This is a genomic window from Paraburkholderia fungorum (assembly GCF_900099835.1).
In the GTDB taxonomy this organism is placed as follows: domain Bacteria; phylum Pseudomonadota; class Gammaproteobacteria; order Burkholderiales; family Burkholderiaceae; genus Paraburkholderia; species Paraburkholderia fungorum_A.
Map to the genome: position 1 here is coordinate 290090 of NZ_FNKP01000001.1, position 22798 is coordinate 312887.

Here is a 22798-nt window from a genome sequence, read left to right on the forward strand (position 1 = left end):
TTTCCATTGCGTTATTGCGACATTGCCTCGCCGTTCGCCGCCGGAATCGACTGACCTTGCGAAGCATCCGGGTGCGCAGCCGCCGCCGGAGATTGGGACGGCGTCGTGCCGCTCTGCGGCGTGTTCGCCCCCGCTGCGGTTCCTCGCACGAATTCCTTGAAGTCCGCGCCCGCTTCCCACGGGTTCGGCTTGCAGCCCATCGACCCGTCGCAATGAGCAGCAAAGCCGATGGTCGCTGTGCCATCGGGATTCGCGGTACGCGTGATCTGATACGCGAGCGCGCGCTTGCCGCCGTCCGGTCCGGCAGTCTGGATCAGCGAACTTGTAGACGATTCGATCTTGTACTTCGAATGGCTCTCGACCCAAGTTTGCGCGCGTTGCCACCAGAGATCGCATTGGGCGCTATTCGAGCAAGTCAACGGTGTGGTCGCGACCTGCATGACGTCCGGATTGACCTGCCCTTGCGTCGAACACCCGGCCGCCGCCGTACCGAGAACACACAGCGCGGCCAGTAGAGTTTTGTTTATCACGTTCAGCCCTCCCCTCGATGGAGCGTTTCGTATCAGTTTGGACCGTGGCATCGGTAGGGTGTTTCATCTGGATCAGAGAAACGTCGCAGCGCGCGGAGAATTTGCCGATCGCATTCAGACTCCGTCGCGTCGCGATGTAGACGTTACCTGCGTGCAATAAAAAAGCGGCCACCCGGGCCGCTTTTTCCTTACTTCATCCACTCGTTTTTCAGACGCTGAACCGGTTCAACGTATAGGCACGATAAGCCGCGACGAATGCGTCGAATGAACCGACTTCTTCGCGCTCAAGTTTGGCCTGTTCATCGAGCGACTGAGTGGCGAGATCGCTGAACGCTTTCGCCTGCTCTGCATCCAGCGGACGCTCGCGGAAATACGCAGCGTGCGCTTCACTCTGTTCGAGACCGAACGCGAGGAAACTCTGCTGCTTGTCGCGCATGGTTTGCAGCACACGCGCCGATGGCGTCAGCGACGCGTCCGCGAGCTTCGCGCGTTGAACCTGCACCGAGCGCGCGTGCGCATCGCCACCTTGCAACGCGTCGAGCGCGGCTGCGGCCGCTTCGATCTTGACCAGCAACTCGTTCGCCCAGTCGAGCATCGCAACCGGTTGACCGTCGCGCACCAGTTCGAGGCCCGGCTTGCGGCCTTCCATCGTCACGCGACCGAAGTTCTGGTTGGCTTCCGCGTAGGCATCGGGCGGCAACGGCGCGCTGTCGTCGAGTGCGCAAACCAGCAGATAGGCGTCGAGAAAGCGCGACGTCTCCAGCGAAATGCCGCTCGGCTCGAACGGGTCGATATCCATGCAGCGCACTTCGACGTATTGCACGCCGCGCGCGGCCAGCGCATGCAGCGGTCGCTCGCCCGGATGCGTGACGCGCTTCGGACGAATCGTCGAGTAGAACTCGTTTTCGATCTGCAACACGTTGGTGTTGATCTGCACCCATTCGCCGTCGCGCTGCGTGCCGATCTGCTCGTACGCGGGATACGGCTGGCTCACGGCTTTAGCGAGCGCGTCGAGATAGCCCGGCAGCGTGTCGTAGTCGGCATGCAGCGCGGCTTGCGCGGTGGTGTTCGAGTAGCCGAGATCGCTCATGCGCAGGCTGGTCGCGTACGGGCGATACAGCGTGTCGGCGTCGAACGTTTCCAGCGTGTGCTTGCGATCGCGCAGGAAGCGCCGATCCAGCGCCGGCGATGCGCCGAACAGATACATCAGCAGCCAGTTCGTGCGGCGGAAATTGCGGATCAGCGCGAGGTAACGTTCGGACTGGAAATCGACCGCGTTCGCCGTGGATGGCTGATCGGCGTGCAGCACGCGCCAGACTTCTTCGTTCAGCGAATAGTTGTAGTGAATGCCCGCGATGCACTGCATCGTGCGGCCGTAGCGCAGTGCGAGGCCGATGCGATACACGTACTTCAGCTTGCCGATGTTCGAGTCGCCGTAATTCGCGATGGGGATGCCGTCGTCGGTATCGGGCAGCAGTCCCGGCATCGAGTTGTTCCACAGGATCTCGTCGCCGAGATTCGCGTAAACAAAGCGGTGCAGCGTATCGAGTTTGTCGAGCGTGATCGCGACGTCGTGTTCGGCCGGCGTGATCAGTTCGAGCAGGGCTTCTGAATAGTCGGTAGTCAGCGACGGATGCGTGAGCGCCGACCCCAGCGCACGCGGATGCGGCGTCAACGCGAGCTGCCCCTCATGCGTAACGCGCAGGCTTTCCTTCTCGATGCCGCGCAGGCCACGCGTCAGCGCATCGCGCTGCGGGCCTGAGGTCAGCACGGACAGGCGGTGCAGAAACGCGTCGGTCGTGCGGGAAGATGTGGTGTTTGGCATTGATGCGAGTCGGGCGTTGTCGGCCGCCATGTGCCGCGTGACTGCGTGCGGCAGCACTGCGCGGTTGACAACGTTCGGCGGAATTTTCAGTAGCGGGCACTTTAACATCTCGCTACGACGCCTGCTTGAGGCCGCTTCGGCCGCCTGTCCAGGCCCGCCAGTCAGCGATTCCGCCTGCTTTTTCAGACGAACCGGCCACGTTGCACGTTGTCGCTATCGTCACCACTCTACTCGTCGGCCGGTCCTCGCGCGATTCGCGTTTGTCCCTGAAAAACACTCTCTGCTCAAGCCGCAATCCGGTCGTTGGATTGACCGTGTATCAGCCGCCGCGCGCCGCGCCCGCACGGTCCGCGACTTCGTTCCACAGATGCATCGCTGCATACGCGCGCCACGGCCGCCACGCGTCGGTGCGCGCGCGCTGCTGCGTGGGCCGCACGAGCGACGGATCGCGCGCGGCGATCGACTGCATCAGCACGAGATCCCATGCCGGCCAGGCGTCGGCGTCGCGCCATGCGCGCATCGCGACATATTCGACGGTCCATGGGCCGATGCCGGGCAGCGCGAGCAGGGCCGCACGTAAACTGTCCGCATCGACGACGTTGCTGTCGACCGGCACGTCGCCGGTTGCGACCGCATGCGCGAATCCCTGCAACGCTGCCACACGTTTCCCCGGCATGCCGATCTGCGCGAGATCGACGGCGGCCAACGCGGCTGGCGTCGGAAAACGCCACGCGGTGCTTTCATGCGGATGTCCGTCGATACGCTCGCCCGCGCGCTGCACGAGGCGTCCGATGATCGTGGTTGCCGCCTTCACGCTGACCTGCTGGCCGACGATCGCGCGCACCACCAGTTCGAAGCCCGACCACGCGCCCGGCACACGCAGGCCGGGCACCGCTTCGACCAGCGGCGCGAGCCACGGATCGGCGGAAAGTTCGGCACCGATCTTTTTCGGATCGGCGCGCAGGTCGAACATCCTTGCAATCGGGACGGCGAGTGCGTCGGCGTGACGGCTCACCGGCCCTTCGATGCTCGCCACCACACACCGTTTTCGCGGATGCCGCCGCACGCTCAGCGTGCCGCTGTCGCCGGCCCAGTCGATGGCTCGGCGATACGCGCCGTCTTCGACGGCTTCGACGCCGGGCGTCGCGCGTCCGCCGAAAAAGCGCAGCAGGCGCGGCCAGTCGAACGGGGCTTTGAAGGGCAGTTCCAGGGTTGCGACGTCGTCAAGCGTACTCACGCGGCGTGATCCAGTTTGGTGGTGGGAGGAAGTTTTTGATCGTCGGAGCGCGACTTCCGGGCGCGGTCGTTTGGGCGTGGCGCAGCGCCGCCCGCATGCTGCGCCTCGTTGTCGAGCAGCGCGGCCTTGCGCGGCAAGCCCCAGCGATAACCCGCCAGCGCCCCGCCTTTCTGCACGACACGATGACACGGAATCGCCAGCGCGACCGGATTCGTCGCACAGGCCGTCGCCACGGCGCGCACGGCACGCGGCGAGCCGATCGTTTCGGCGATCTGCGAATAACTGCGCGTTTCGCCGTACGGAATGCGCCGCAGCGCGTCCCACACGCGTTGCCGGAACGAGGTGGCGGCGATATCCAGCGGCAGGTCGAAGTCCTGACGCGTGCCGCGCAGATACGCGTCGATCTGCGCGATGAACGGCGCAAGCTGTTGGGCGTCGTCCAACACCTCTGCATTGGCGAACTCACCGCGCAATTCGTCGATCAGCGGAGTTTTCTCGTCGCCGAAACCGATTTTGCAGATGCCTTTGCCGGTGGCCGCGACCAGCACGAAGCCAAGCGCGGTCGGCGCAATCGCATAGCGCACCGTCAGCCCCGCGCCCTTGCGACGATACGCGGACGGCGCCATGCCCAGTTCGGCGGGGGCGCTGTCGTACATCCGCGACGGCGAGCCGAAACCGGCGTCGAGCGTGGCGCGCGTGACGTCGGCACCGCTGCGAAGCGCGTCGCGCAACGCGGCGCCCCGTTGCGCCGCCTGATACTGACGCGGCGACACGCCAACGACGCGCTTGAACAGACGCTGCAGATGGAACGGGCTGACATGCACGGCGTCGCTCAATTGCGCGAGCGTGAGGCGCTGCTGCGGATCGGCATCCAGCGCGGTGCACGCGCGCTTCACGATTTCGAGTTCGCGCGGCAGACCGCCCGGCTGGCAGCGCTTGCAGTCGCGGAAACCAGCGGCGCGGGCGGCGTCGGCATCGGTGAAAAAAGCCACGTTCTCGCGACGCGGCTGACGCGACGCGCAAGACGGACGGCAGAACACGCCAGTCGTCTTGACTGCGTAGAAGAATGCGCCGTCGGCCTGCTGCTCGCGACGCGTGACGGCGGCCCAGCGCTCGTCGTCGGAAGTCCAGGCGGTGACGGGCTCGGTGTCAGTGTCGATGAAATCGGTGATGCCGTTCATGATGGTTTCCGATAGACGGTCGAGGTCGATGCTCACCAATTTACGCGGTAAGCCAACACACTACGCCCCGGTTCTTGCTCTGTCATTCCGCGCTTCGTATCGACGGAAAGCCCCGTTGGGCGGGCCTCTTTGTCAAACCTTGTCAAAAACTGCGACAATTTGGCCCAATATCGGGTTTTCCCTTAAAAAGTTATTGCGTCGCACCAACCCCATGTGTATATTAGGAACTGTCTCCTCCATGTCTCCTCCTGATATGGATTCAGCCCGCTCCACATCGAGCGGGCTTTTTTTCGTCTGTAGTTTCCGCATTTCACCGATTGATCCGGCCCTTCTGACCGTTTCAACTCGCGCGCCCGTGCAGCGCCGCCCAATCTTCTACACTGGCAATTCCATCCGTTCTGCGAAATAGCGAAGGGCGTGCGCCATGAAAATCCACATTCGCGAGATCGATCACGTTGTCATCCGGGCCACGGACGTCGCGGCCATGGCGCGTTTCTATTGCGATGTCCTCGGATGCAGCATCGAAAAAGAGCAGCGCGATCTGGGCCTGACGCAATTGCGCGCCGGCCGCTCGCTGATCGATTTGCTGCAGGTCGGCGCGAAGCTCGACCACGCCGAAAACGGCGTGCCCGGCGCGGGGCGGAATATGGATCACGTGTGTTTGCGCGTCGAATCGTTCGACGCCGACGCGCTGAAAGCGCATCTCGCCGCGCACGGCGCCCGACTGGGCGAACAAGGCGTGCGCTACGGAGCGGACGGTTTTGGGCCGTCGCTGTATCTGTTCGACCCCGAGGGCAATATGGTCGAACTGAAGGGGCCGCCGGAAGCGGCCCGCGTGACGTCGATCTGAGCGATCAGATCACGCGTTGGCGGGTTCCTTCAACACCGTCCACTCGATCTTCACCGCGTCCGCGTCGGCGCTGCCGAGCCAGGCTTCGCCGTCCTGCACCGTGCATTGCAGACGCATCGTGCGTTCTGCCAGCGAGCCGAGCGACGCAGCGATGTCCTCGCCGAGCGACCACACCGTCACGTTGCGCATGCGCTCAACCTTGCTGCGCACGCCTTGCCACCAGATGTCCGAAGTCCGGCCGCCATAAGCGATCACGATTACTTCATTCGAGCGTCCGCTCGCCTTCGCAATCCGCCGTTCGTCCGGCTGACCGACTTCGATCCACGTTTCGATCGCGCCGGTCAGGTCCTTCTGCCACAAATCGGGCTCGTCGACATCCGACAAACCTTTGCAGAATTCGAGGCGTTCCTGCGCGAACAGCGCGAACGCGGCGACGCGGACCATCATCCGTTCGTCGGTTTCGGAGGGATGGCGGGCGATCGTCAGCGAATGGTCGGCGTAATAGTGCCGGTCCATGTTGGCGATCTGCAGTTCCGCCTTGTAAATCGTCGATTTGAGAGCCATGCCGTTACTAAACCAGGCGCTCGCTCCACCGGAGCGAACAGAAAAAGAATCGTCGACGGCGCGTTGCCGTTTTCCGTGTTTGTTGTACATCGCTGGTTCCTCCCCGAGCCGTTAAGCGGCCGTCATACGTGGGAAGGAAGCATTTATCGCGCCACTGCCGCCTCGGAGGGGGTGCCGTAGACCTCGGCGGCGGCTTCCCGCAAGGCATCGAGCACGACGGAGGCCGCCGGCGAAAGCAGATGCGACTGGCGCGTGATGATACCGAATGTATCCATCCTGCACGGTAAATCGATCAGAATACGCTTCAGCACTCCGTACTGTTGGTACTGACGCGCCACTTCGTCAGGTAAAACCGCCAACATGTCGCTTTGAAGAAGGAGGCTCGAAATCGCCAGAAAATTGTTCGTATTGACCACGTTTTGCGGCGGATTCAGCCCGATTTGCGAAAACACCAGATCAAAGCGATGGCGCAGAACGCTGCCCGGCGGGTGCAAAACCCAGCTTGCGTTGACGATTCCGCGCAGTGTCAAACCTGTCTCATTTTCGAGAGGATGGCCGGGCCGCGCGACCACGCAGAGCGGTTCGTCGGCGAGCGGTTCGTAGCGAACCTCGGCCTTGAACTGGTTTTGCCGCTCCAAAACCCGGCCGATCATGATGTCGAGTTCGCCTTCCGCGAGCCGCGGCAGCATCACATCCGAGGTTTCGACCTCGGTCCAGATCTGCAATTGTGGATAACGTTCTTTCACGCTGGCGATCGCGCGCGGCACCATCGTCGCGGCCGCGGCGGCAATCACGCCGATCCGCACCTGCCCGGCGAGCCCGGCGCGCAGCGCGGAGATTTCATCGTGTGCGTGGCTCAGGTTCGACAGCACCATGCGCGCGTGCCGGATCATCACTTCGCCATATAACGTGGCGTGCATACCGTGCGGCGTCCGGTCGAACAGGCTGACCTCCAGCATGTCCTCCAGTTCTTTCAGCAGACGCGACGCAGCCGGCTGCGTCATGCCGAGCACGTCGGCGGCCCGCCGCACGTTGCCCTCCTCTTCCATTGCCGCCAACAGCAGCAACTGGCGCGTCTTGAGCCGCGCCCGCACGAACCAGTTCGAATAGCTACGCGTCATGCATGTCTCCGAGCTTTTTTGGTGAACGGTTTAACGCCGATCCGCCGGAAGCTTTATCCCGGTCAGGCTCCATGATGCCATACCAGAATTGATATCTGGATGGCCTAAAAAGGGATTGGAAAGTTATTGGGGCCGCTCATACCATTCGTGGACTTTCCGAGCTTCCCACATGCCCCCATTCCGTCGATGAACCGCGATCCACTCGTTCCGCTGGTTGCCAGTCCGTTTCGCCATTACATCAATGGCGGATGGGAGACGGGCGCGACCACGGGCGTGTCGTTCAATCCGTCGGATCTGGACGAGCCGGTCGGCGAGTACGTTCGCGCCGACGTGCGCCAGACCGATGCGGCCATCGAAGCCGCGCACGCGGCGTTTCGCGAGTGGTCGCTGGCGTCGGCGCAGCGTCGCGCGGATGCGCTCGACGCCATCGGCACAGAAATGCTGGCGCGGCGCGACGAACTCGGCCGGCTGCTCGCGCGCGAGGTCGGCAAAACGCTGCCCGAGGCCACCGCCGAGGCGACCCGCGCGGGGCAGATTTTCAAGCAGTTCGCGGCTGAAGCGTTGCGGGCGTTCGCCGAACCGGTGGCGTCGGCGCGTGCCGATATCGAGATCGACGTGACGCGCGAACCGCTTGGCGTAGTCGGCATCATCACGCCGTGGAGCGCGCCGCTGGCGATTGCCGCAGCGAAGATCGGCGCTGCGATCGCTCACGGCAATTGCGTGGTGTTCAAACCGGCTGAATCGGCGCCGGCCTGCGCGGCGGCGCTGGCGTCGATCGTCAGCCGCGCGGGTTTGCCCGCCGGCGTGTTCAATCTCGTGATGGGCAGCGGCCGGCAGGTCGGCAAACGGATCGTCGCGAATCCGCTGGTCGCGGCGATCAGCCTGACCGGATCGGCGGAAACCGGCTCGCGCGTGCTGCAAGTCGCCGCCGCTCGCCAGGCACGTGTGCAACTCGAGATGGGCGGCAAGAATCCGTTCGTCGTGCTGGCCGACGCCGATCTCGACGGCGCCGTCGATGCCGCGCTGAACGGCGCCTATGGCTCGGCCGGTCAACGCAGCACGGCATCGGCGCGGCTGATCGTCGAACGCGCGGTGTTCGAGCCGTTTGTCGCGGCGTTGCAGGCAAAACTCGCCAGGCTTTCCGTCGATCACGCGTTGAAGCACGGCACCGATATCGGCCCGGTCGCCAACGCCGCGCAACTGGAGCGTCACCTCGACTACGTGAAGATCGGCCAGCAGGAAGGCGCGCAACTGTTGCACGGCGGCGTTCAGCTGGAGCGCGCGACGCGTGGTTACTTCTTCGAACCGGCGCTGTTCGTCGGCGAACCTGAACACCGCATTGCGCGGGAAGAGATTTTCGGGCCGCTCGCCGTCGTGCTGCGCGCGGACGATTACGAGCACGCGCTGCATCTGGCGAACGACACCACCTACGGCCTTTGCGCGGGAATCTGCACGCGCTCGCTCAGCCGCGCGCGGCATTTTCGCCGTCATGCGCAAAGCGGCCTGGTGACGATCAATCTGCCGACGACCGCCGTCGAACATCACGCGCCGGGTGGCGGCCGCAAGGCCTCGGCGTACGGCGCGACCGACGCGGCCTTCTGGACGGCCGTGAAAACGGCCTACGTGGCGGGCTGATCGTGACGCGTGCTGTCTGCGCCGCCCGCGCCGTCCGTGTCGCCATTCGCGTTGCCGCGCACGGCGTCGTTGCCTGCCAGGCGACGCGGCCCGGCGCCGATTTACTGCTTGCCGCGCGACGTGACACGAGAAACGCCACGCCGCGCGTCGCTTACCCACGCTCCGGCTAACACCGCCGGGCATGGCCCCCGCTGCGAAAAATGAAATCAAAGCAGCTTTTCAACCTCAGCAACCACGATGTATGCGACGGGAGCAAGTGATTTGCGTGAGACAGGGGCAACCCGCCGATCGACCGCAAAAGCGCCGATTCCAGATCAACAGGAGACAGAAATGACCAGCAAGCTTCGCCGTTTGACCCTTACCGCCATCGCGGCCGCCGCCCTCGCCGCTCCGTTTGCCGCGCAGCTTTCCGCCCACGCGGATCAGCCGCTCAAAGTCGGCTTCCTCGTGAAGATGCCGGAACAGGCGTGGTTCATCAACGAACAGAAAGCCGCGACGGCGCTCGGCCAGAAGGACGGCTTCACGGTCGTCAACATCGGCACGCCGGATGGCGAAAAAGTGCTGGCCGCGATCGACAACCTCGGCGCACAAGGCGCGCAAGGCTTCGTGATCTGCGCACCCGACGTACGTCTCGGACCGGCGATTCAGGCGCGTGCGAAACGCTACAACATGAAGTTCGTCACCGTCGACGATCAGCTGGTCGACTCCACCGGCAAGCCGCTCGCGAACGTGCCGCATCTGGGCATGTCTGCGTTCAAGATCGGCAATCAGGTCGGCACGGCGATCTCCGAGGAAATGAAGCGTCGCGGCTGGAAGCCTGAAGAAGTCGGCGCGCTGCGCATCACGAACTACGAACTGCCGACCGCGAAACTGCGCACCGACGGCGCAACGCAAACGCTGCTGGCCGGCGGCTTCAAGAAGGAAAACATTTTCGACGCGCCGCAAAAGACGACCGATGACGAAGGCGGCTTCAACGCATCGTCGCCGGTGCTCGCGCAGCATCCGAACATCAAGAAGTGGGTGATCTTCGCGCTCAACGAAGAAAGCGTGCTGGGCGGCGTGCGCGCGACCGAGCAGCTGCACATTCCGGCAGCGGACGTGATCGGCGTCGGCATCAACGGTGCGGGCGAAGCGTTCGCCGAGTTCCAGAAGAAGGAACCGACGGGCTTCTACGGCACGATCGCCGTCAGCTCGACGAACCACGGCAAGGACAGCACGGAAAACCTGGTCGAGTGGATCAAGGCCGGCAAGCAGCCGCCCGCCGATACGCAAACCACCGGCAAGCTGATGGTGCGCAGCAACTGGCAGGACGTTCGCAAGGAACTCGGTATTTAAGCGGGCCATCAGCGGAAATAAGCAGGATAGCGAAGCAAGACGGCGGAGCCTGACTCCGCAAGTTGCGGGCCGTGCGCGCGTGGAGGCGCAAGCGGCCCGCAAAGTTGTTCACCAGCTTGAGGTTTTTCCAATGATGTCCTCACACACAGAGTCTTCCGGCGACGCATCGGTGTCGGCTTCGGCGGCCGCATTGGCGCCCTCGCCTGCGTTCGAGTCCGGCGCGGAACCGTATCTGCAACTCGACGGCATCACCGTGCGTTTTCCCGGCGTGCTCGCGCTCGATCAGGTTTCGCTGGAAGTGCGGCGCGGCGAAGTCCATGGTCTGATGGGCGAAAACGGCGCGGGCAAGTCGACCTTGCTGAAGGTGCTGTCCGGCGTGAATCAGCCGGCGGCCGGCACGTTGTCGCTGGGCGGCGTCGAACAGCAATTCACGACGACCAAGGCCGCCATCGAGGCGGGCGTCGCGATCATCTATCAGGAACTGCACCTGGTGCCGGAATTGACCGTTGCCGAGAACCTGATGCTCGGCGCGCTGCCCAACCGCTTCGGCGTACTCGACGAAAAGGCGCTGGTGTCGCGCGCGATGCGCGAACTGGAACGGCTCGGCGAAAAGATCGATCCGTCGCAGCAGGTGAAGAATCTGTCGATCGGACAGCGGCAGATGATCGAAATCGGCAAGGCGCTGATGCGCGACGCGCGCGTGATTGCATTCGACGAACCGACGAGTTCGCTGTCGTCGCGCGAAACCACGCAGTTGTTCCGGATCATTCGCGCGTTGCGGGCCGAGGGGCGCGCGATCATTTACGTCACGCACCGGATGGAAGAAGTCTACGAACTGTGCGACCGCGTGACGGTGTTTCGCGACGGCCGCCGCATCGATACGTTCGAAGCAGGCGCGGGACTCGACCGCGAGCGTCTGATTAGCTGCATGGTGGGCCGCTCGATTGCGGACGTGTACGGCTATCGCTCGCGAGAACTCGGCGACGTGCAACTCGCCGTCAAGGACCTGATGGGACGCGGCTTGCGCGAACCGGCTTCGTTTTCGGCGCGCAAGGGCGAGATCGTCGGCTTTTTTGGGCTGGTCGGCGCGGGCCGGTCCGAATTGATGAAGCTGATCTACGGCGCGGTCAAACCGGCTGCCGGCGAGATCACGCTCAAAGGCAAACCGGTGCGCTTCTCGACCCCGCGCGATGCGGTGCGTGCGGGCGTCGCGCTGTGTCCGGAAGATCGCAAGCAGGAAGGCATTGTGTCGATCGCGTCGGTGTCGGACAACCTCAACATCAGTTGCCGCCGCCACTTCAGCCGCTTCAACGTGCTCAACGGCCGCAAGGAAGCGCAGACCGCGAAGGAGTTCATCGCCAAGCTCGCGATCAAGACGCGTAACGGCGACACGCCGATCGGCACGCTGTCGGGCGGCAATCAGCAGAAAGTGATTCTGTCGCGCTGGCTCGCCGAAGAGATCGACGTGTTCCTGATGGACGAACCGACGCGCGGCATCGACGTCGGCGCGCGCAGCGAAATTTACGGGCTGCTGTATGGGCTGGCCGAAGCGGGCCGCACGGTGATCGTCGTGTCGAGCGATCTGGCCGAGGTGATCGGCGTGGCGGATCGCGTGATCGTGATGAAGGAAGGCTGCATCGTCGGCGATCTGCCGAAAGCGCAAGCCACGCCCGATGCGCTGATCAAGCTCGCCCTGCCCCGCTGACCTCGCTACACATTCGACACAACACAACACGACTCAGGCCAAAGCAATTGAATCGCGCCATTGAAATGGAATAAACATCATGAATACACCTTCGACCGATTCCTCGACCCCAGCGGTCGCGTCTGCCGGCATAAGCGCGCGCGCGGCGCGCACGTGGGATCTGATCAACAAGTCCGGCATTGTGATGGTGTTCATCATCCTGTTCGCGGTGCTGTCGTTCACCGTGCCGGACTTTCTCAGCTCGCGCAATATTCAGGGCTTGCTGCTTTCCGTCACGCTGATCGGCTCGATCTCCGTCACGATGATGTTCGTGCTCGCGCTGGGCGAAGTCGATTTGTCGGTGGCGTCGATCGTCGCGTTCGCGGGCGTGGTGGCGTCCACGTTGATCACCGCGACGCATAGCGTGCTGCTCGGTGTCGCAGCCGGCGTGCTGGCCGGGGGCGCGGTCGGTCTCTTCAACGGCGTGCTGGTCGCGCGCTACAAGATCAACTCGCTGATCGTCACGCTCGCGATGATGGAGGTCGTACGCGGCCTCGCGTTCATCACGTCGAACGGCGACGCGGTGATGATTTCCGAAGAGCGTTTCTTCGACCTCGGCGGCGGCTCGTTCCTCGGCATTTCGTATCCGATCTGGAGCAACATCGTCGGCTTCGTGCTGTTCGGCTTTCTGCTGAAGAAGACCGTGTTCGGCAAGAACGTGCTGGCCGTCGGCGGCAATAGCGAAGCGGCGTTGCTCGCGGGTTTGCCGGTGACGCGCATCAAGATCACGGTGTTCGTGCTGCAGGGTCTCGTGACCGGCTTCGCGGGCGTGATGCTCGCCTCGCGGATGAGCCTCGGCGACCCGAAGACCTCGGTCGGTCTCGAACTCGGCGTGATTTCCGCGTGCGTGCTGGGCGGCGTCTCGCTGACCGGCGGTGTCGCGACGATTTCGGGCGTGCTGGTCGGCGTGCTGATCATGGGTTCGGTGCAGGACGCAATGAGCCTGCTGAACGTGCCGACCTTTTATCAATACCTGATTCGTGGCGGCATTCTGCTGCTGGCGGTGCTGTTCGACCAGTTCCGCCGCAGCAAGCGCGTGCATTGAGGTTTTAGCCGGTTATCAGTTGTTCCTGCGCTTTTGCGAGAAGGCGTCTGCCGATATGGATTGCAATCAATCCATATCGGCTTTTTTATGTGCCTGGCTCACGTGTTAAAAACAAAAACGGCCGGGCATTTTTTAATGCCTGGCCGCTTCTTGAAACTCACAGGTTCACACGTCCGCCACTTTATAAAAAGTCAGGCGAATTACGCACGCAAAACCGCATTCCAGGGTTAATCGCCCCGAATTACCGCAGTCGGCTTATTGCTTGATAAAGCGATCGTTTGCCCACAGGCCTTCGGTATCGCTATTGCCGGAATTTACGAATTCAACGTCGTGTCCGACGACGCGAATCACGCGGAAACTCGAATCGGCAGGCGTCGATACGCACTGATATCCGGAGAAGAATTCCTGCATCTTCTGCTGTTCGCCGGCTTGTGCGTGCTGGTCAGCGGCGTCGAGTTTATCTTTCGACAGACACCCGTACGCATTAGCCTTGAATTGAATAGTTTGCTGCGGCTTGACCATGACGTCTTGCGCCTGAACGGTCGCGGCAGCCAAACCCGCAATAGCGAAAACAACGGCGATTCGTGCTTTCATATTTTCCTCCGGTGCGGGGCCGATACTCAGGTTAGCTATGTATTTAACTTTAACGTTGAACCCGCATCTAGCACTTTAGGAGAATGAGAAAGAACGACAAGCACATCTTGTGTGCGGTCGCAACAGTGGCGAATTGTCGCAGCATGCGTGATGGGTGCTTAAACCTTGAGCAGCCGCTTGAATCTTCCTGATTGAAACGGATAACTAAAAAATCGTCGGATCGCGCTGCTTTAACCCGTAAAGCTTTGCGCTGCGTATTGGCGTAAACGAGAATCGCCAATTAAGTGATTTAATACATTCGAAGCACTTGATTTGTGCGTCGCACACAAAGTCATTCAGCCGACTAATAGAAAAATGCGAAATAACGGTTTACGTGCAGGACATAAACGGTGCCAGCCAGGCGGGCAGGATCGTGCGAGCTTGAAGCGAAGTCCTGTTATCGCGGACAACCCAACGCACTTCTAAGCCCCCGGCGCTGTGCGGGCATGTGCGGTGCTCTACAATAAAATCATGCTCCTGCGATCGGAGGCCACCGTGATCGAGCAACTGATATTGGGCATTTTTCTGATCATTCCGCTGCTTATCGTCGCGTTTCTTTTCTCCGACGAGTTGTGGCAGGAACACCGCCATCTCCACGATATGAGGCCGCTACACGTCAGACCGCGGCGGATCGACTGGCGGCATCCGTTACGCCGCTCCCGCGAGCGTCACTGAGCCGTCAATCTCTATCGATTCATCTCCTGTTCCGCATGCTGCACTGCATGAAAAGGGCCGCTATCTTAAAATGGCGGCCCTTTGAACAGGAGTTCTCGTGCGCAAATTGATGTCATTGATGCTGCTGGCCGTCACAGCAAGCGCCTTCGTGCCGACCGCAGCCGAAGCGCGTACCGTGTGCCAGCGCGTATGGATGCATGGCCGTCTGGTCACGCGTTGCCACCATGTGCCGCCGCATCACCACCACCATTACCGTCGTCCGCCGCCGCCGCCGCATCACCATGGTCCGGGGCCGTATCATCGGTAAAAGAATTGAGAACCCGCTGCGTGCGGGTTTTTTTATGGGCATCCGCCAACAAAAAAGCCTGCCGTTTCCGGCAGGCTGAAAAAAGAGATCCACACTCAATGCCTTGCGGGTACAAGGCAAATTCCAGTCTAGTCGCCCAACGCGTGCTGCTGGTTTCAATGGCCTTTACAGTTGTTACGGCGCGTGACTACATTCGGCCAACGCGTCGGATCGAAGGGTTGTCGAAAGCCGTCAATCCGCGCGCCAATGCGAGCGAATGCGCTTGGCGAGCGCTTCGAGCGTGTCCGCATCGGCGGCGTCGCGCGCATGCATTTTCAGCGGCTGGCCCTCCCAACGCGGGATCACGTGAAAGTGAACGTGCGGCACCGTTTGTCCCGCCGCCGCACCGTTGAACTGACCGATGAACACGCCGTCCGGGCGCAACGCCGCGCGAACCGCAATCGCGAGTTTCTGCGTCATGCGCATGCACGCCGTCAACGACGCATCCGACAGCTCGAAAATCTGCGCCGCCTTTTCCTTCGGCACGACCAGCAGATGACCGTCGGCCTGCGGCATCAGGTCCATGAAGGCGAGGGCGGCGTCGGTCTCGGCTACTTTGATGCACGGCAGTTCGCCACGCAAAATCCTTGCGAAGGGATTGCTGTCGTCGTAAGTCATCGGGCTTCCTTTGCGGGTGCAGGTTACGAATTGCGGGTGGATGTCGATTTCGGAGATCACGCGTTCGGCTTCATTGTCCACCACATCTGTTACGGCGCGCGGGCTGCGCGTTTAATTGCTTGAGGCGGCTGGCCGTACGCGCGCAAAAAGGCGCGGCGCATCCGTTCGGTATCGACAAAACCGGTGTCCGCCGCGACCGCTTCCATCGAGTGACGACCGGCTTCGAGCATCGTGCGCGCGGCCTCGACCCGCAACGCCTCGATCGCTTTCGCGGGCGACTGCCGCGTCTCGTCGCGAAACGCGCGGCTGAATTGACGTGGACTCAGATGCGCAACGCCCGCCAGTTGCTCGACCGTCAGCGGCTCGCGCAGATTGTTTTTCGCATACGACAGCGCGTTCTGGATGCGGTCGGATTTCGGCTCGAGATCCAGCATCGCCGAAAACTGCGACTGACCGCCCGCGCGCCGGTGATACACCACGAGCTTTTTGGCGATAGTGCGGGAAATATCCGCGCCGAGATCGCTTTCGACCAGCGCCAGGCATAAGTCGATGCAGGCCGTCATGCCGGCGGAAGTCCACACCGAACCGTCGACGATAAAAATGCGGTCGTCGTCGACCCGCGTGTCGGGAAAGCGCTGCTGCAAATCGCGTGAGTACGCCCAATGGGTGGTTGCGTGGCGGCCGTCGAGAATTCCCGCTTCGGCCAGCACGAAAGCGCCCGTGCAGATGCTGGCGGTTCGGCGCGACGCGGCGAGCGCGTCGTTCAGAAAACTCAGCAAGCCCGGCGAAGACGGCGCAATTTCCATTGCGCCGGTGACCACCACGGTGTCATACGCCGGATCGCCGAATTGGCGCGACGCGATTTCGACGCCTGAGGAACTGCGCACCATCCCGCCGAGCTCGGAGATGATCTCGACCTCGTACACCGGCTCGCCGAGTTCGCGATTCGCCAGTTCGAATATCGACACCGCCACCATGTCCAGGATCTGGAAGCCAGGAAAAACGACCACTCCCACGTGTTTCATCGTGGCGTCCTAAAAAGAGGTAAATACGACATTTGAGACAAGAGGCTACGTGCCTAGACTTGCTTCGTCAACAGCGCCAAACCAGATGGAACGGCGCGGCGGCACAGGTTTTCCCATTCACTTGATGGACGAAGCAGGCAGCGGCATATGGCTCGCCGCCCGCATGGAGAATTGAGATGGCAACGCAAGCAGGCAAGGGAACGGCAGTGGTGACAGGCGCATCGTCGGGCATCGGCGCGGTGTATGCGGATCGCCTCGCACGACGTGGTTACGACCTGATTCTGGTCGCCCGGGATGTCAATCGTCTAAACGAGCTGGCTGGGCGTCTGACGAAGGAGACGGGGCGTCACGTGGAGTCGATCGGCGCCGACCTGACCGTGAAAGCCGACGTGCGCCGCATCGAGGCACGGTTGCGCGAAGATCGCGCAATCACGCTGCTGGTCAACAACGCGGGCGTCGGCGCGACGGCGTCGCTTATCGACTCGAACGTGGACGAGCTCGAAAAGATGATCGATCTGAACGTGACATCGCTCACCCGTCTGACGGCGGCGGCCGTGCCTGGCTTCGTCGAGCGGGGTAACGGCGCGGTGATCAACATTTCGTCGATAGTGGCGCTGTCGCCGGAAATGCTGAACGGCACTTACAGCGGCACGAAGGCTTACGTGCTGAATCTGACGCAGTCGCTGCATCACGAAGTCGGCGGCAAGGGCGTGCAATTGCAGGCGGTGTTGCCGGGCGCGACCAGCACGGCTTTCTGGGATCGGGCAGGCCTGGCTGTCGAACATCTGCCGGCACAGATCGTGATGACCGCGGAGGACATGGTGGACGCCGCGCTCGCCGGATTCGACCAGGGTGAACTGGTGACGATCCCATCACTGCCCGATGCCGCCGACTGGGAGCGCCTGAACGATGCGCGTCAACGCTTGCAGCCGAATCTGTCGCATAAGGAGCCGGCGGCGCGTTACGCGGAAGCGAAGGCGGCTTGAACGGGGTTTATCTGTAAAAAAACGCGCCCGGCAATCTCGCCGGGCGCGTTTTCAGTTGCGCTCTACCTGTAGCAAGCGACAAGTGACAGACGACAAAGCGCAAGTGACAAGCGACAGATGACGCGCAGCACTCAACCCGTCACGGCCACCTGATTTTTTCCGTCCCGCTTCGCCCGATACAGCGCGATGTCAGCGGCTTCGATCAGCGTCGTCACCGGGTCTGTCAGGGACGGCACCAAAGTCGCCGCGCCGATGCTGATCGTGACGATCCCGCTGGCAGACACCGAATGCGGAATCCCCAGCCCCTCGATGGCGAGGCGGATCTTTTCGGCCAGCAAACGCAAGCCGCCCGACGACGTCCCCGGAATCACGACCGCGAACTCCTCGCCGCCGAAGCGCGCGGCGAGATCGGGCGAACGTCCCAGGCACGATTCGATCGTCTGGGCGACGCGTTTGAGCACTTCGTCGCCCGCCACGTGGCCGTAGGTGTCGTTGTAGGCCTTGAAGTTATCCACATCGATCATCAGGAAGCCGAGGCCCGACTTGTCGCGCATGCCGCGACGCCATTCGGCCGACAGATACTGGTCGAGATAACGCCGGTTCGACAGCCCCGTCAAACCGTCCGAATGCGTGAGCCGCTGCAATTCCAGATTGGTCGCGAGCAATTGCTGTTGCGACTGGCGCAGCGCCTGATACGCCTCGTCGCGCTGCAACAGGTTCAGGTACGAGCGCGAGTGATAGCGAATCCGCGCGATCAGTTCGATCCGGTCCGGCAGCTTCACCAGGTAATCGTTCGCGCCCGCCGCGAACGCCGCGCTTTTCACCAGCGGTTCTTCCTTGGTCGACAGCACGATGATCGGAATGTCGCGCGTGGCCGGATTCTGCCGATACTGCCGCACCAGCGTCAGGCCGTCCGTGCCCGGCATCACCAGGTCTTGCAGGATCACGGTCGCGCGCGTTTCCTCGGCGATCATCACCGCGTCTTCGGGCGACGCGCAGTAATGAAAATCGACGCTCGCTTCATCGGCCAGCGCCTGGCGGATCGCCTCGGCGATGATCGCCTGGTCGTCGACCAGCAACACCATGATCGGACACTCGGCAGCCGGCGGATTGCCGAGGATGCGCGCGAGCGCGTCGTCGACGGCGAGATTGGACGCATCCGCCCCGTCCAGCACCGGTGCCTGCGCAGTCGCGTCGTGTCGGGCGAGTTTTGGCGCGGCGGTGTTCTGTTTCGGTTCAGGAGTGTCCATGGTGTTCTGCCAGAATAAATGTCAATGAATCGCGGCGCATTTGCAGGGACCGGTGTGTGCCTATCGCGCGCCGACCGCAGCCGCCAGCGCGGCGGCGATGCGGGGCAACGGAAGAATCGCGGCGGCGGCGTCGAGCGCGGCGGCCGCCTTCGGCATGCCGTACACCGCGCAGGTCGCCTCGTCCTGCGCGATCGTGTGATAGCCCTTGGTCCGCATGGCCTTGAGTCCGATTGCGCCGTCGCGTCCCATGCCGGTCAGCAGCACGCCGAATGCGCGCGCGGGCCAACGGGCCACCACGCTGTGAAAAAACACATCGACGGAAGGACGATACGGCGTTTCTTCCGGCACACGCGTGTAGCCCAGAACCGAGGGCAACTTCAGATGCAGATGGTCGTCGGTGGCGGCGAGCAGCACGACGCCTGCTTGCGGACGGTCACCCTCGACGGCGATGCGCACCGGCAACGCCGACTGCTGATTCAGCCAGTCCGCCATGCCTGCGGCGAACGCAGCGTCGACATGCTGCACGATGACGGTCGCTGCCGGGAAATCTTTCGGCAAGCCGGCGAGCAGCGTGGCGAGCGCGGCCGGCCCGCCCGCCGACGCGCCGATCGCCACCAGCGGCGTATCGCGCGTCGTCGTCGTGTTCGAGCCAGCCGCACCGGCTGCCGCGCCGGGCGTATGGCGCTCCCTGACCAGCGCACCGATCCGGTCGATTTTCGCGATCAGCGTCGCGATGCTCTTGTGCGCATCGGGGCCGCTGAGCGAGGGCGTATCGACGGCGTCGAGCGCGCCCGCGCCCATCGCTTCGTAGACCCGCCACGCGTTCGCGCCCACGTCGACGGTGACGATCAGGATCGCGCACGGCGCGCGCGCCATGATGCGGCGGGTGGCCTCGATCCCGTCAACATTCGGCATGACGAGGTCCATCAGCACGATGTCGGGCCGTTGCGCCGTGCAGAAGTCGACCGCCTGCTGGCCGTCCTGCGCGACCCACAGCACGTCGTAATCGTGGCGCGCGGCGAGCGCCCGTCGCAGCGCCTCGACGGCGAGCGGCATGTCGTTGACGATTCCGATCTTCATTGATTTACCCGTAGGCCTCGCCGATCAAATCACGCACGGCATCGAGCAGTGCTTCGTCATGAAAGCTGCCTTTCGCGAGATAGTAATCCGCGCCCGCATCCAGCCCGGCGCGGCGGTCCTCTTCGCGATCCTTGTACGAGACGATCATCACCGGCAGCGCCTGCAATTGCGGATCGCGTTTGATGAGCGTGACGAGTTCGATGCCGTCCATGCGCGGCATGTCGATATCGGTAATGACGAGGTCGAAGCGCTCGCCGCGCACGGCGTTCCAGCCGTCCATGCCGTCGACGGCGATCGTCACGTCGTAGCCGCGCGTGGCCAGCAGCTTGCGTTCGAGTTCGCGCACGGTGAGCGAGTCGTCGACCACCAGCACGCGGCGGGTCGCGCGCTGGGTCACGTGCGCGCCGCTGTGTTGCGCGTGCCGGAGGTCGCCGCCGGCCACCAGTTTTTCGACCGACCGCAGCCAGTCGTCGACATCGGCGATCAGCACCGGGTCGCCGTTTTCCATCAGCGCGCCGGCGGTGATGTTGCGGATCTTGCCCAGACGCGGGTCGAGCGGCTGCACGACCAGCATCCGCTCGCCGAGAAAACGGTCGACCACGACGCCGTAGGTCTGCGGTCCGTCGCCGATCACGATCATGCAGACGGTGCCGGTGTCGTCCACGGGCGGCGCGGTGTCGAGAATCTGATGCGCGGTGACGACGCCGATGCGCCGCCCCGAAAACGCAATGTGCTGATGGCCTTCGAGCAATTCAATTTCCGCGCGGCTCACCTGCAGCGTGCGGTTCACGTGCGCGAGCGGCACCGCGTACGGCTCGCCCGCGACTTCGATCAGCAGACTGCGGATCACCGACAGCGTCAGCGGCAACTGCAATTGCACGCGCGTGCCGAGTCCCGGCTCGTGCGTGATGCGGACCGTGCCGCGCACGCGTTTGACGACGTCGTGAACCGCGTCGAGTCCGACGCCGCGGCCGGACACGTCGGTTACCTGATCGCGCAATGAGAAGCCCGGCAGGAAGAGGAATTCGAGCAATTCGGCTTCGGACAGCCGCGCGGCGGTTTCATCGCTCGCGAGTTTTTTGCGAACGATCGATGCCCGCAACACGTCGAGATCGATGCCCGCGCCATCGTCGGATACGGTGATCAGCAATGCACCGGCCGTGTGACGCGCGTCGAGCGTGAGCGTGCCTTCCTCCGGCTTGCCGCGCGCGGCGCGCACGGCGGGCGCTTCGATGCCGTGATCGAGCGCGTTGCGCAGCATGTGGCCGAGCGGCGCTTCGAGCAGATCGAGGATGTCGCGGTCGACCTGGGTCGATTCGCCGACCAGTTGCCAGCGCACTTTCTTGCCGAGCGAGCGCGCGACGTCGCGGACCATCCGCGCGAGTCCGCTGGTGCCGTCGCCGAACGGGCGCATCCGGCATTGCAGCGCGGCGTCGTAAAGCTGTTGCGACAGATGCGTCGAGCGGCGATCGAAGCTCTCCAGATCGGCGAGACGATCGGCCAGCAGATGCTGCGATTCGGCGGTGAGGCGGCGCACTTCTTCGAGCGCGGCCTGGGCGCGCGGGTCGAGCTTCAGGTCCGCGAGCGTTTCGTGGAGCTGGTCGAGCGCACGGGTGCTGTCGCGCTGCACGCGTTTGACCCGCAGCATCGATTGCGCGAAGGGTTTGAGCCAGCGCGATTCGACCAGCGATTCGCCCGACAGCGACAGCAGGCGGTCGAGGTTGTCGGCACGCACGCGGAGCATGCGGCCGGGTTCGGAGGTGGTGGCGGCTGCGTTGCTGCTTCCGGTCACAACGGGCGATGTGGCTGTTTCGTTTGCAGGCGAAGGTGAAGGCGCTGGTGCGGCTTCCGCGCGCAAGGCTTCTGCCAGCAGATTGAAGGCGGCGTCTGGATCGGCGTTGCTCGAAGCGGGAGTCGCAACAGAAGCCGTAGCCGCGCTGCCGGCCGCAGCACCCGGCGTTTCAACAGCCACACTCGGCGCAGGCACTGGAGCAGGCGTCGAAGTCACCTCCGCAACCGTCCTCGCTATCACCTCACGCCGCGAAGGCGCGCCATGCGGCGGCACATTCTTCATCCGCGCCTGCAACGCGGCCACGCATGCGCCGACCGCCTCACGCGCCGATTCATCTTCATCGTTGCCAAGCCGCGCGACGATATCGACGCCGCGCAGCAACTCGTCGATCCACGCGGCATCGAGCAACGCTCGACCTTCCTGCGCGGCGACGAAGCAATCTTCCATCGCGTGCGCCAGATCGACGCCGACCGGCACGCCGACGATCCGCGCCGCGCCCTTCAGCGAATGCGCGGCCCGCATGCATGCTTCGAGCGCGGTGGCGTCGTTCGGCGTGCGGTCGATCACCAGCAGGCCGTCGTTGAGCACGCGCGCCTGAGTCCGCGCTTCTTCGCGGAACAGGTCGATCAGCGACGGGCGGCGCGGGTCGTCCGTCATCCCAGACTCCGGTTCAAGGTGTCAAACAGCGCGTCGGCGTCGAGCAGGCCGACGCTCATGCCGCGCCACGGCGCAACCGCGCGTGTGTGCGCGGCGGCCGCTTGCGACAACGTGGCGGGCGGCGCGCAGAAAGTGGCCGACGTCAACCGATGCACACCGTCGACCTGATCGACGGGAAACACCGCATGTTCTTCGTCGCGCGATACCACCAGCAGGCGCGGCAAATCGTGTCGCGCGCGACCTTCCGGTGCGGCGGCGTCGGGCTCGAATCCAAGCAGGCGAGCGAGCGACAGGCACACCAGCAATTCGCCCTGCACGTTGACCACGCCTAGCACCGCGCGATGCTGCCGGTGCGGCAACGTGTGAATCGGCCGCGTCTGCACGATGCGTTTGAAGATCGACGTGGGCAGCGCGAGCCATTCATCGCCGATACGGAAAACGAGGAACGAGTCGCTCGCTCCTTGCGCATTGTGGGGAGCACGCGGCTCAGGACTGCGGCTATCGTGCTGCGAAAGATCGACCAGCGGAATCGGCCGTTCGAGCAGTTTGGCCGCAGCCGTTTCGAACACCGGGCAATTCAGGCAGCGCACGTATTCGTCGAGCCGTTCGCACGACGAATCGCCGCGCACGCCGATGCGGTTCCAGCAATCGTCGACGGCGATCATGCGC

At 63.4% G+C, this 22798-nt stretch carries 21 protein-coding genes; 8 read left to right on the forward strand and 13 right to left on the reverse strand.

Features of this window, described 5'->3' with window-relative positions; all coding sequences use genetic code 11:
• Positions 1-11: 11 nt before the first annotated feature.
• From BLS41_RS01320 to ada, 4 genes are all read right to left on the reverse strand, one after another.
• Positions 12-530 carry a hypothetical protein gene (locus BLS41_RS01320; RefSeq protein ID WP_074762590.1) on the reverse strand — a complete coding sequence of 173 codons (519 nt, stop codon included), beginning with the start codon at positions 528-530 and terminating at the stop codon, positions 12-14.
• Positions 531-738: 208 nt separating this feature from the next.
• Positions 739-2355 carry a glutamate--cysteine ligase gene (gshA, locus tag BLS41_RS01325; RefSeq protein ID WP_074766195.1) on the reverse strand — a complete coding sequence of 539 codons (1617 nt, stop codon included), beginning with the start codon at positions 2353-2355 and terminating at the stop codon, positions 739-741.
• A gap of 319 nt (positions 2356-2674) precedes the next feature.
• Positions 2675-3592, reverse strand: a complete 918-nt coding sequence (locus BLS41_RS01330) for a DNA-3-methyladenine glycosylase family protein (protein ID WP_074762591.1) — start codon at positions 3590-3592, stop codon at positions 2675-2677.
• Entirely contained in the window at positions 3589-4773 is a 1185-nt protein-coding gene (ada, locus tag BLS41_RS01335) for a bifunctional DNA-binding transcriptional regulator/O6-methylguanine-DNA methyltransferase Ada (RefSeq protein ID WP_074766197.1), read from the reverse strand. Before ada ends, BLS41_RS01330 begins: the two co-directional genes overlap by 4 nt.
• 424 nt (positions 4774-5197) lie before the next feature.
• On the opposite strand from ada, the gene BLS41_RS01340 reads away from it, so the two are divergent.
• Entirely contained in the window at positions 5198-5623 is a 426-nt protein-coding gene (locus BLS41_RS01340; RefSeq protein ID WP_074762592.1) for a VOC family protein, read from the forward strand.
• A gap of 9 nt (positions 5624-5632) precedes the next feature.
• On the opposite strand, the gene BLS41_RS01345 is transcribed toward BLS41_RS01340, so the two are convergent.
• Together BLS41_RS01345 and BLS41_RS01350 are read right to left on the reverse strand one after the other, a co-directional pair.
• On the reverse strand, positions 5633-6187 hold the full coding sequence (locus BLS41_RS01345; RefSeq protein WP_074762593.1) for a YaeQ family protein: 555 nt from the start codon (positions 6185-6187) through the stop codon (positions 5633-5635).
• A gap of 143 nt (positions 6188-6330) precedes the next feature.
• Positions 6331-7308 carry a LysR family transcriptional regulator gene (locus tag BLS41_RS01350; protein WP_074762594.1) on the reverse strand — a complete coding sequence of 326 codons (978 nt, stop codon included), beginning with the start codon at positions 7306-7308 and terminating at the stop codon, positions 6331-6333.
• A 186-nt stretch (positions 7309-7494) separates the two neighbouring features.
• Here BLS41_RS01350 and BLS41_RS01355 point away from each other — a divergent pair, with 186 nt between their 5' ends.
• The 4 genes from BLS41_RS01355 (at position 7495) to araH (ending at position 13067) form a co-directional block, all read left to right on the forward strand.
• Positions 7495-8943 (forward strand): aldehyde dehydrogenase family protein, encoded by a 1449-nt coding sequence (locus tag BLS41_RS01355; protein ID WP_074762595.1) that lies wholly within the window; start codon positions 7495-7497, stop codon positions 8941-8943.
• Positions 8944-9273: 330 nt separating this feature from the next.
• A complete protein-coding gene (locus BLS41_RS01360; protein WP_074762596.1) occupies positions 9274-10278 on the forward strand; it encodes an arabinose ABC transporter substrate-binding protein in 1005 nt (334 codons plus the stop codon).
• A 130-nt stretch (positions 10279-10408) separates the two neighbouring features.
• Complete coding sequence (gene araG, locus BLS41_RS01365; RefSeq protein WP_074762597.1) at positions 10409-11983, forward strand: L-arabinose ABC transporter ATP-binding protein AraG; 1575 nt, start codon at positions 10409-10411, stop codon at positions 11981-11983.
• A gap of 79 nt (positions 11984-12062) precedes the next feature.
• Positions 12063-13067 (forward strand): L-arabinose ABC transporter permease AraH, encoded by a 1005-nt coding sequence (gene araH, locus BLS41_RS01370; protein ID WP_074762598.1) that lies wholly within the window; start codon positions 12063-12065, stop codon positions 13065-13067.
• Positions 13068-13322: 255 nt separating this feature from the next.
• On the opposite strand, the gene sap1 is transcribed toward araH, so the two are convergent.
• The gene (sap1, locus tag BLS41_RS01375; RefSeq protein ID WP_074762599.1) at positions 13323-13661 is read right to left on the reverse strand and encodes a surface attachment protein Sap1; all 339 of its coding nucleotides are present in this window, start codon (positions 13659-13661) and stop codon (positions 13323-13325) included.
• Positions 13662-14195: 534 nt separating this feature from the next.
• Between sap1 and BLS41_RS01380 the strand changes: the two genes are divergently transcribed.
• Positions 14196-14375: a hypothetical protein gene (locus BLS41_RS01380; protein WP_074766199.1), complete on the forward strand. Its 180-nt coding sequence runs from the start codon at positions 14196-14198 to the stop codon at positions 14373-14375.
• Between the two features lie 197 nt (positions 14376-14572).
• Positions 14573-14761, forward strand: a complete 189-nt coding sequence (locus tag BLS41_RS38215) for a hypothetical protein (RefSeq protein WP_143026196.1) — start codon at positions 14573-14575, stop codon at positions 14759-14761.
• Positions 14762-14913: 152 nt separating this feature from the next.
• Here BLS41_RS38215 and BLS41_RS01390 read toward each other — a convergent pair whose 3' ends face one another.
• Both BLS41_RS01390 and BLS41_RS01395 read right to left on the reverse strand, forming a co-directional pair.
• Entirely contained in the window at positions 14914-15339 is a 426-nt protein-coding gene (locus BLS41_RS01390) for an HIT family protein (protein WP_074766201.1), read from the reverse strand.
• A gap of 89 nt (positions 15340-15428) precedes the next feature.
• Positions 15429-16364: a GlxA family transcriptional regulator gene (locus BLS41_RS01395; RefSeq protein WP_074762601.1), complete on the reverse strand. Its 936-nt coding sequence runs from the start codon at positions 16362-16364 to the stop codon at positions 15429-15431.
• 176 nt (positions 16365-16540) lie between these two features.
• On the opposite strand from BLS41_RS01395, the gene BLS41_RS01400 reads away from it, so the two are divergent.
• On the forward strand, positions 16541-17350 hold the full coding sequence (locus BLS41_RS01400; RefSeq protein ID WP_074762602.1) for an SDR family NAD(P)-dependent oxidoreductase: 810 nt from the start codon (positions 16541-16543) through the stop codon (positions 17348-17350).
• A gap of 131 nt (positions 17351-17481) precedes the next feature.
• On the opposite strand, the gene BLS41_RS01405 is transcribed toward BLS41_RS01400, so the two are convergent.
• The 4 genes from BLS41_RS01405 to BLS41_RS01420 are packed head-to-tail and all read right to left on the reverse strand — an operon-like array spanning position 17482 to position 22794.
• Entirely contained in the window at positions 17482-18600 is a 1119-nt protein-coding gene (locus BLS41_RS01405; protein WP_074762603.1) for a diguanylate cyclase, read from the reverse strand.
• Positions 18601-18660: 60 nt separating this feature from the next.
• The gene (locus BLS41_RS01410) at positions 18661-19680 is read right to left on the reverse strand and encodes a chemotaxis response regulator protein-glutamate methylesterase (protein WP_074762604.1); all 1020 of its coding nucleotides are present in this window, start codon (positions 19678-19680) and stop codon (positions 18661-18663) included.
• A gap of 4 nt (positions 19681-19684) precedes the next feature.
• Positions 19685-22129 (reverse strand): hybrid sensor histidine kinase/response regulator, encoded by a 2445-nt coding sequence (locus tag BLS41_RS01415; RefSeq protein ID WP_074762605.1) that lies wholly within the window; start codon positions 22127-22129, stop codon positions 19685-19687.
• Positions 22126-22794, reverse strand: a complete 669-nt coding sequence (locus BLS41_RS01420; RefSeq protein WP_074762606.1) for a chemotaxis protein CheW — start codon at positions 22792-22794, stop codon at positions 22126-22128. Before BLS41_RS01420 ends, BLS41_RS01415 begins: the two co-directional genes overlap by 4 nt.
• Positions 22795-22798: the final 4 nt, after the last annotated feature.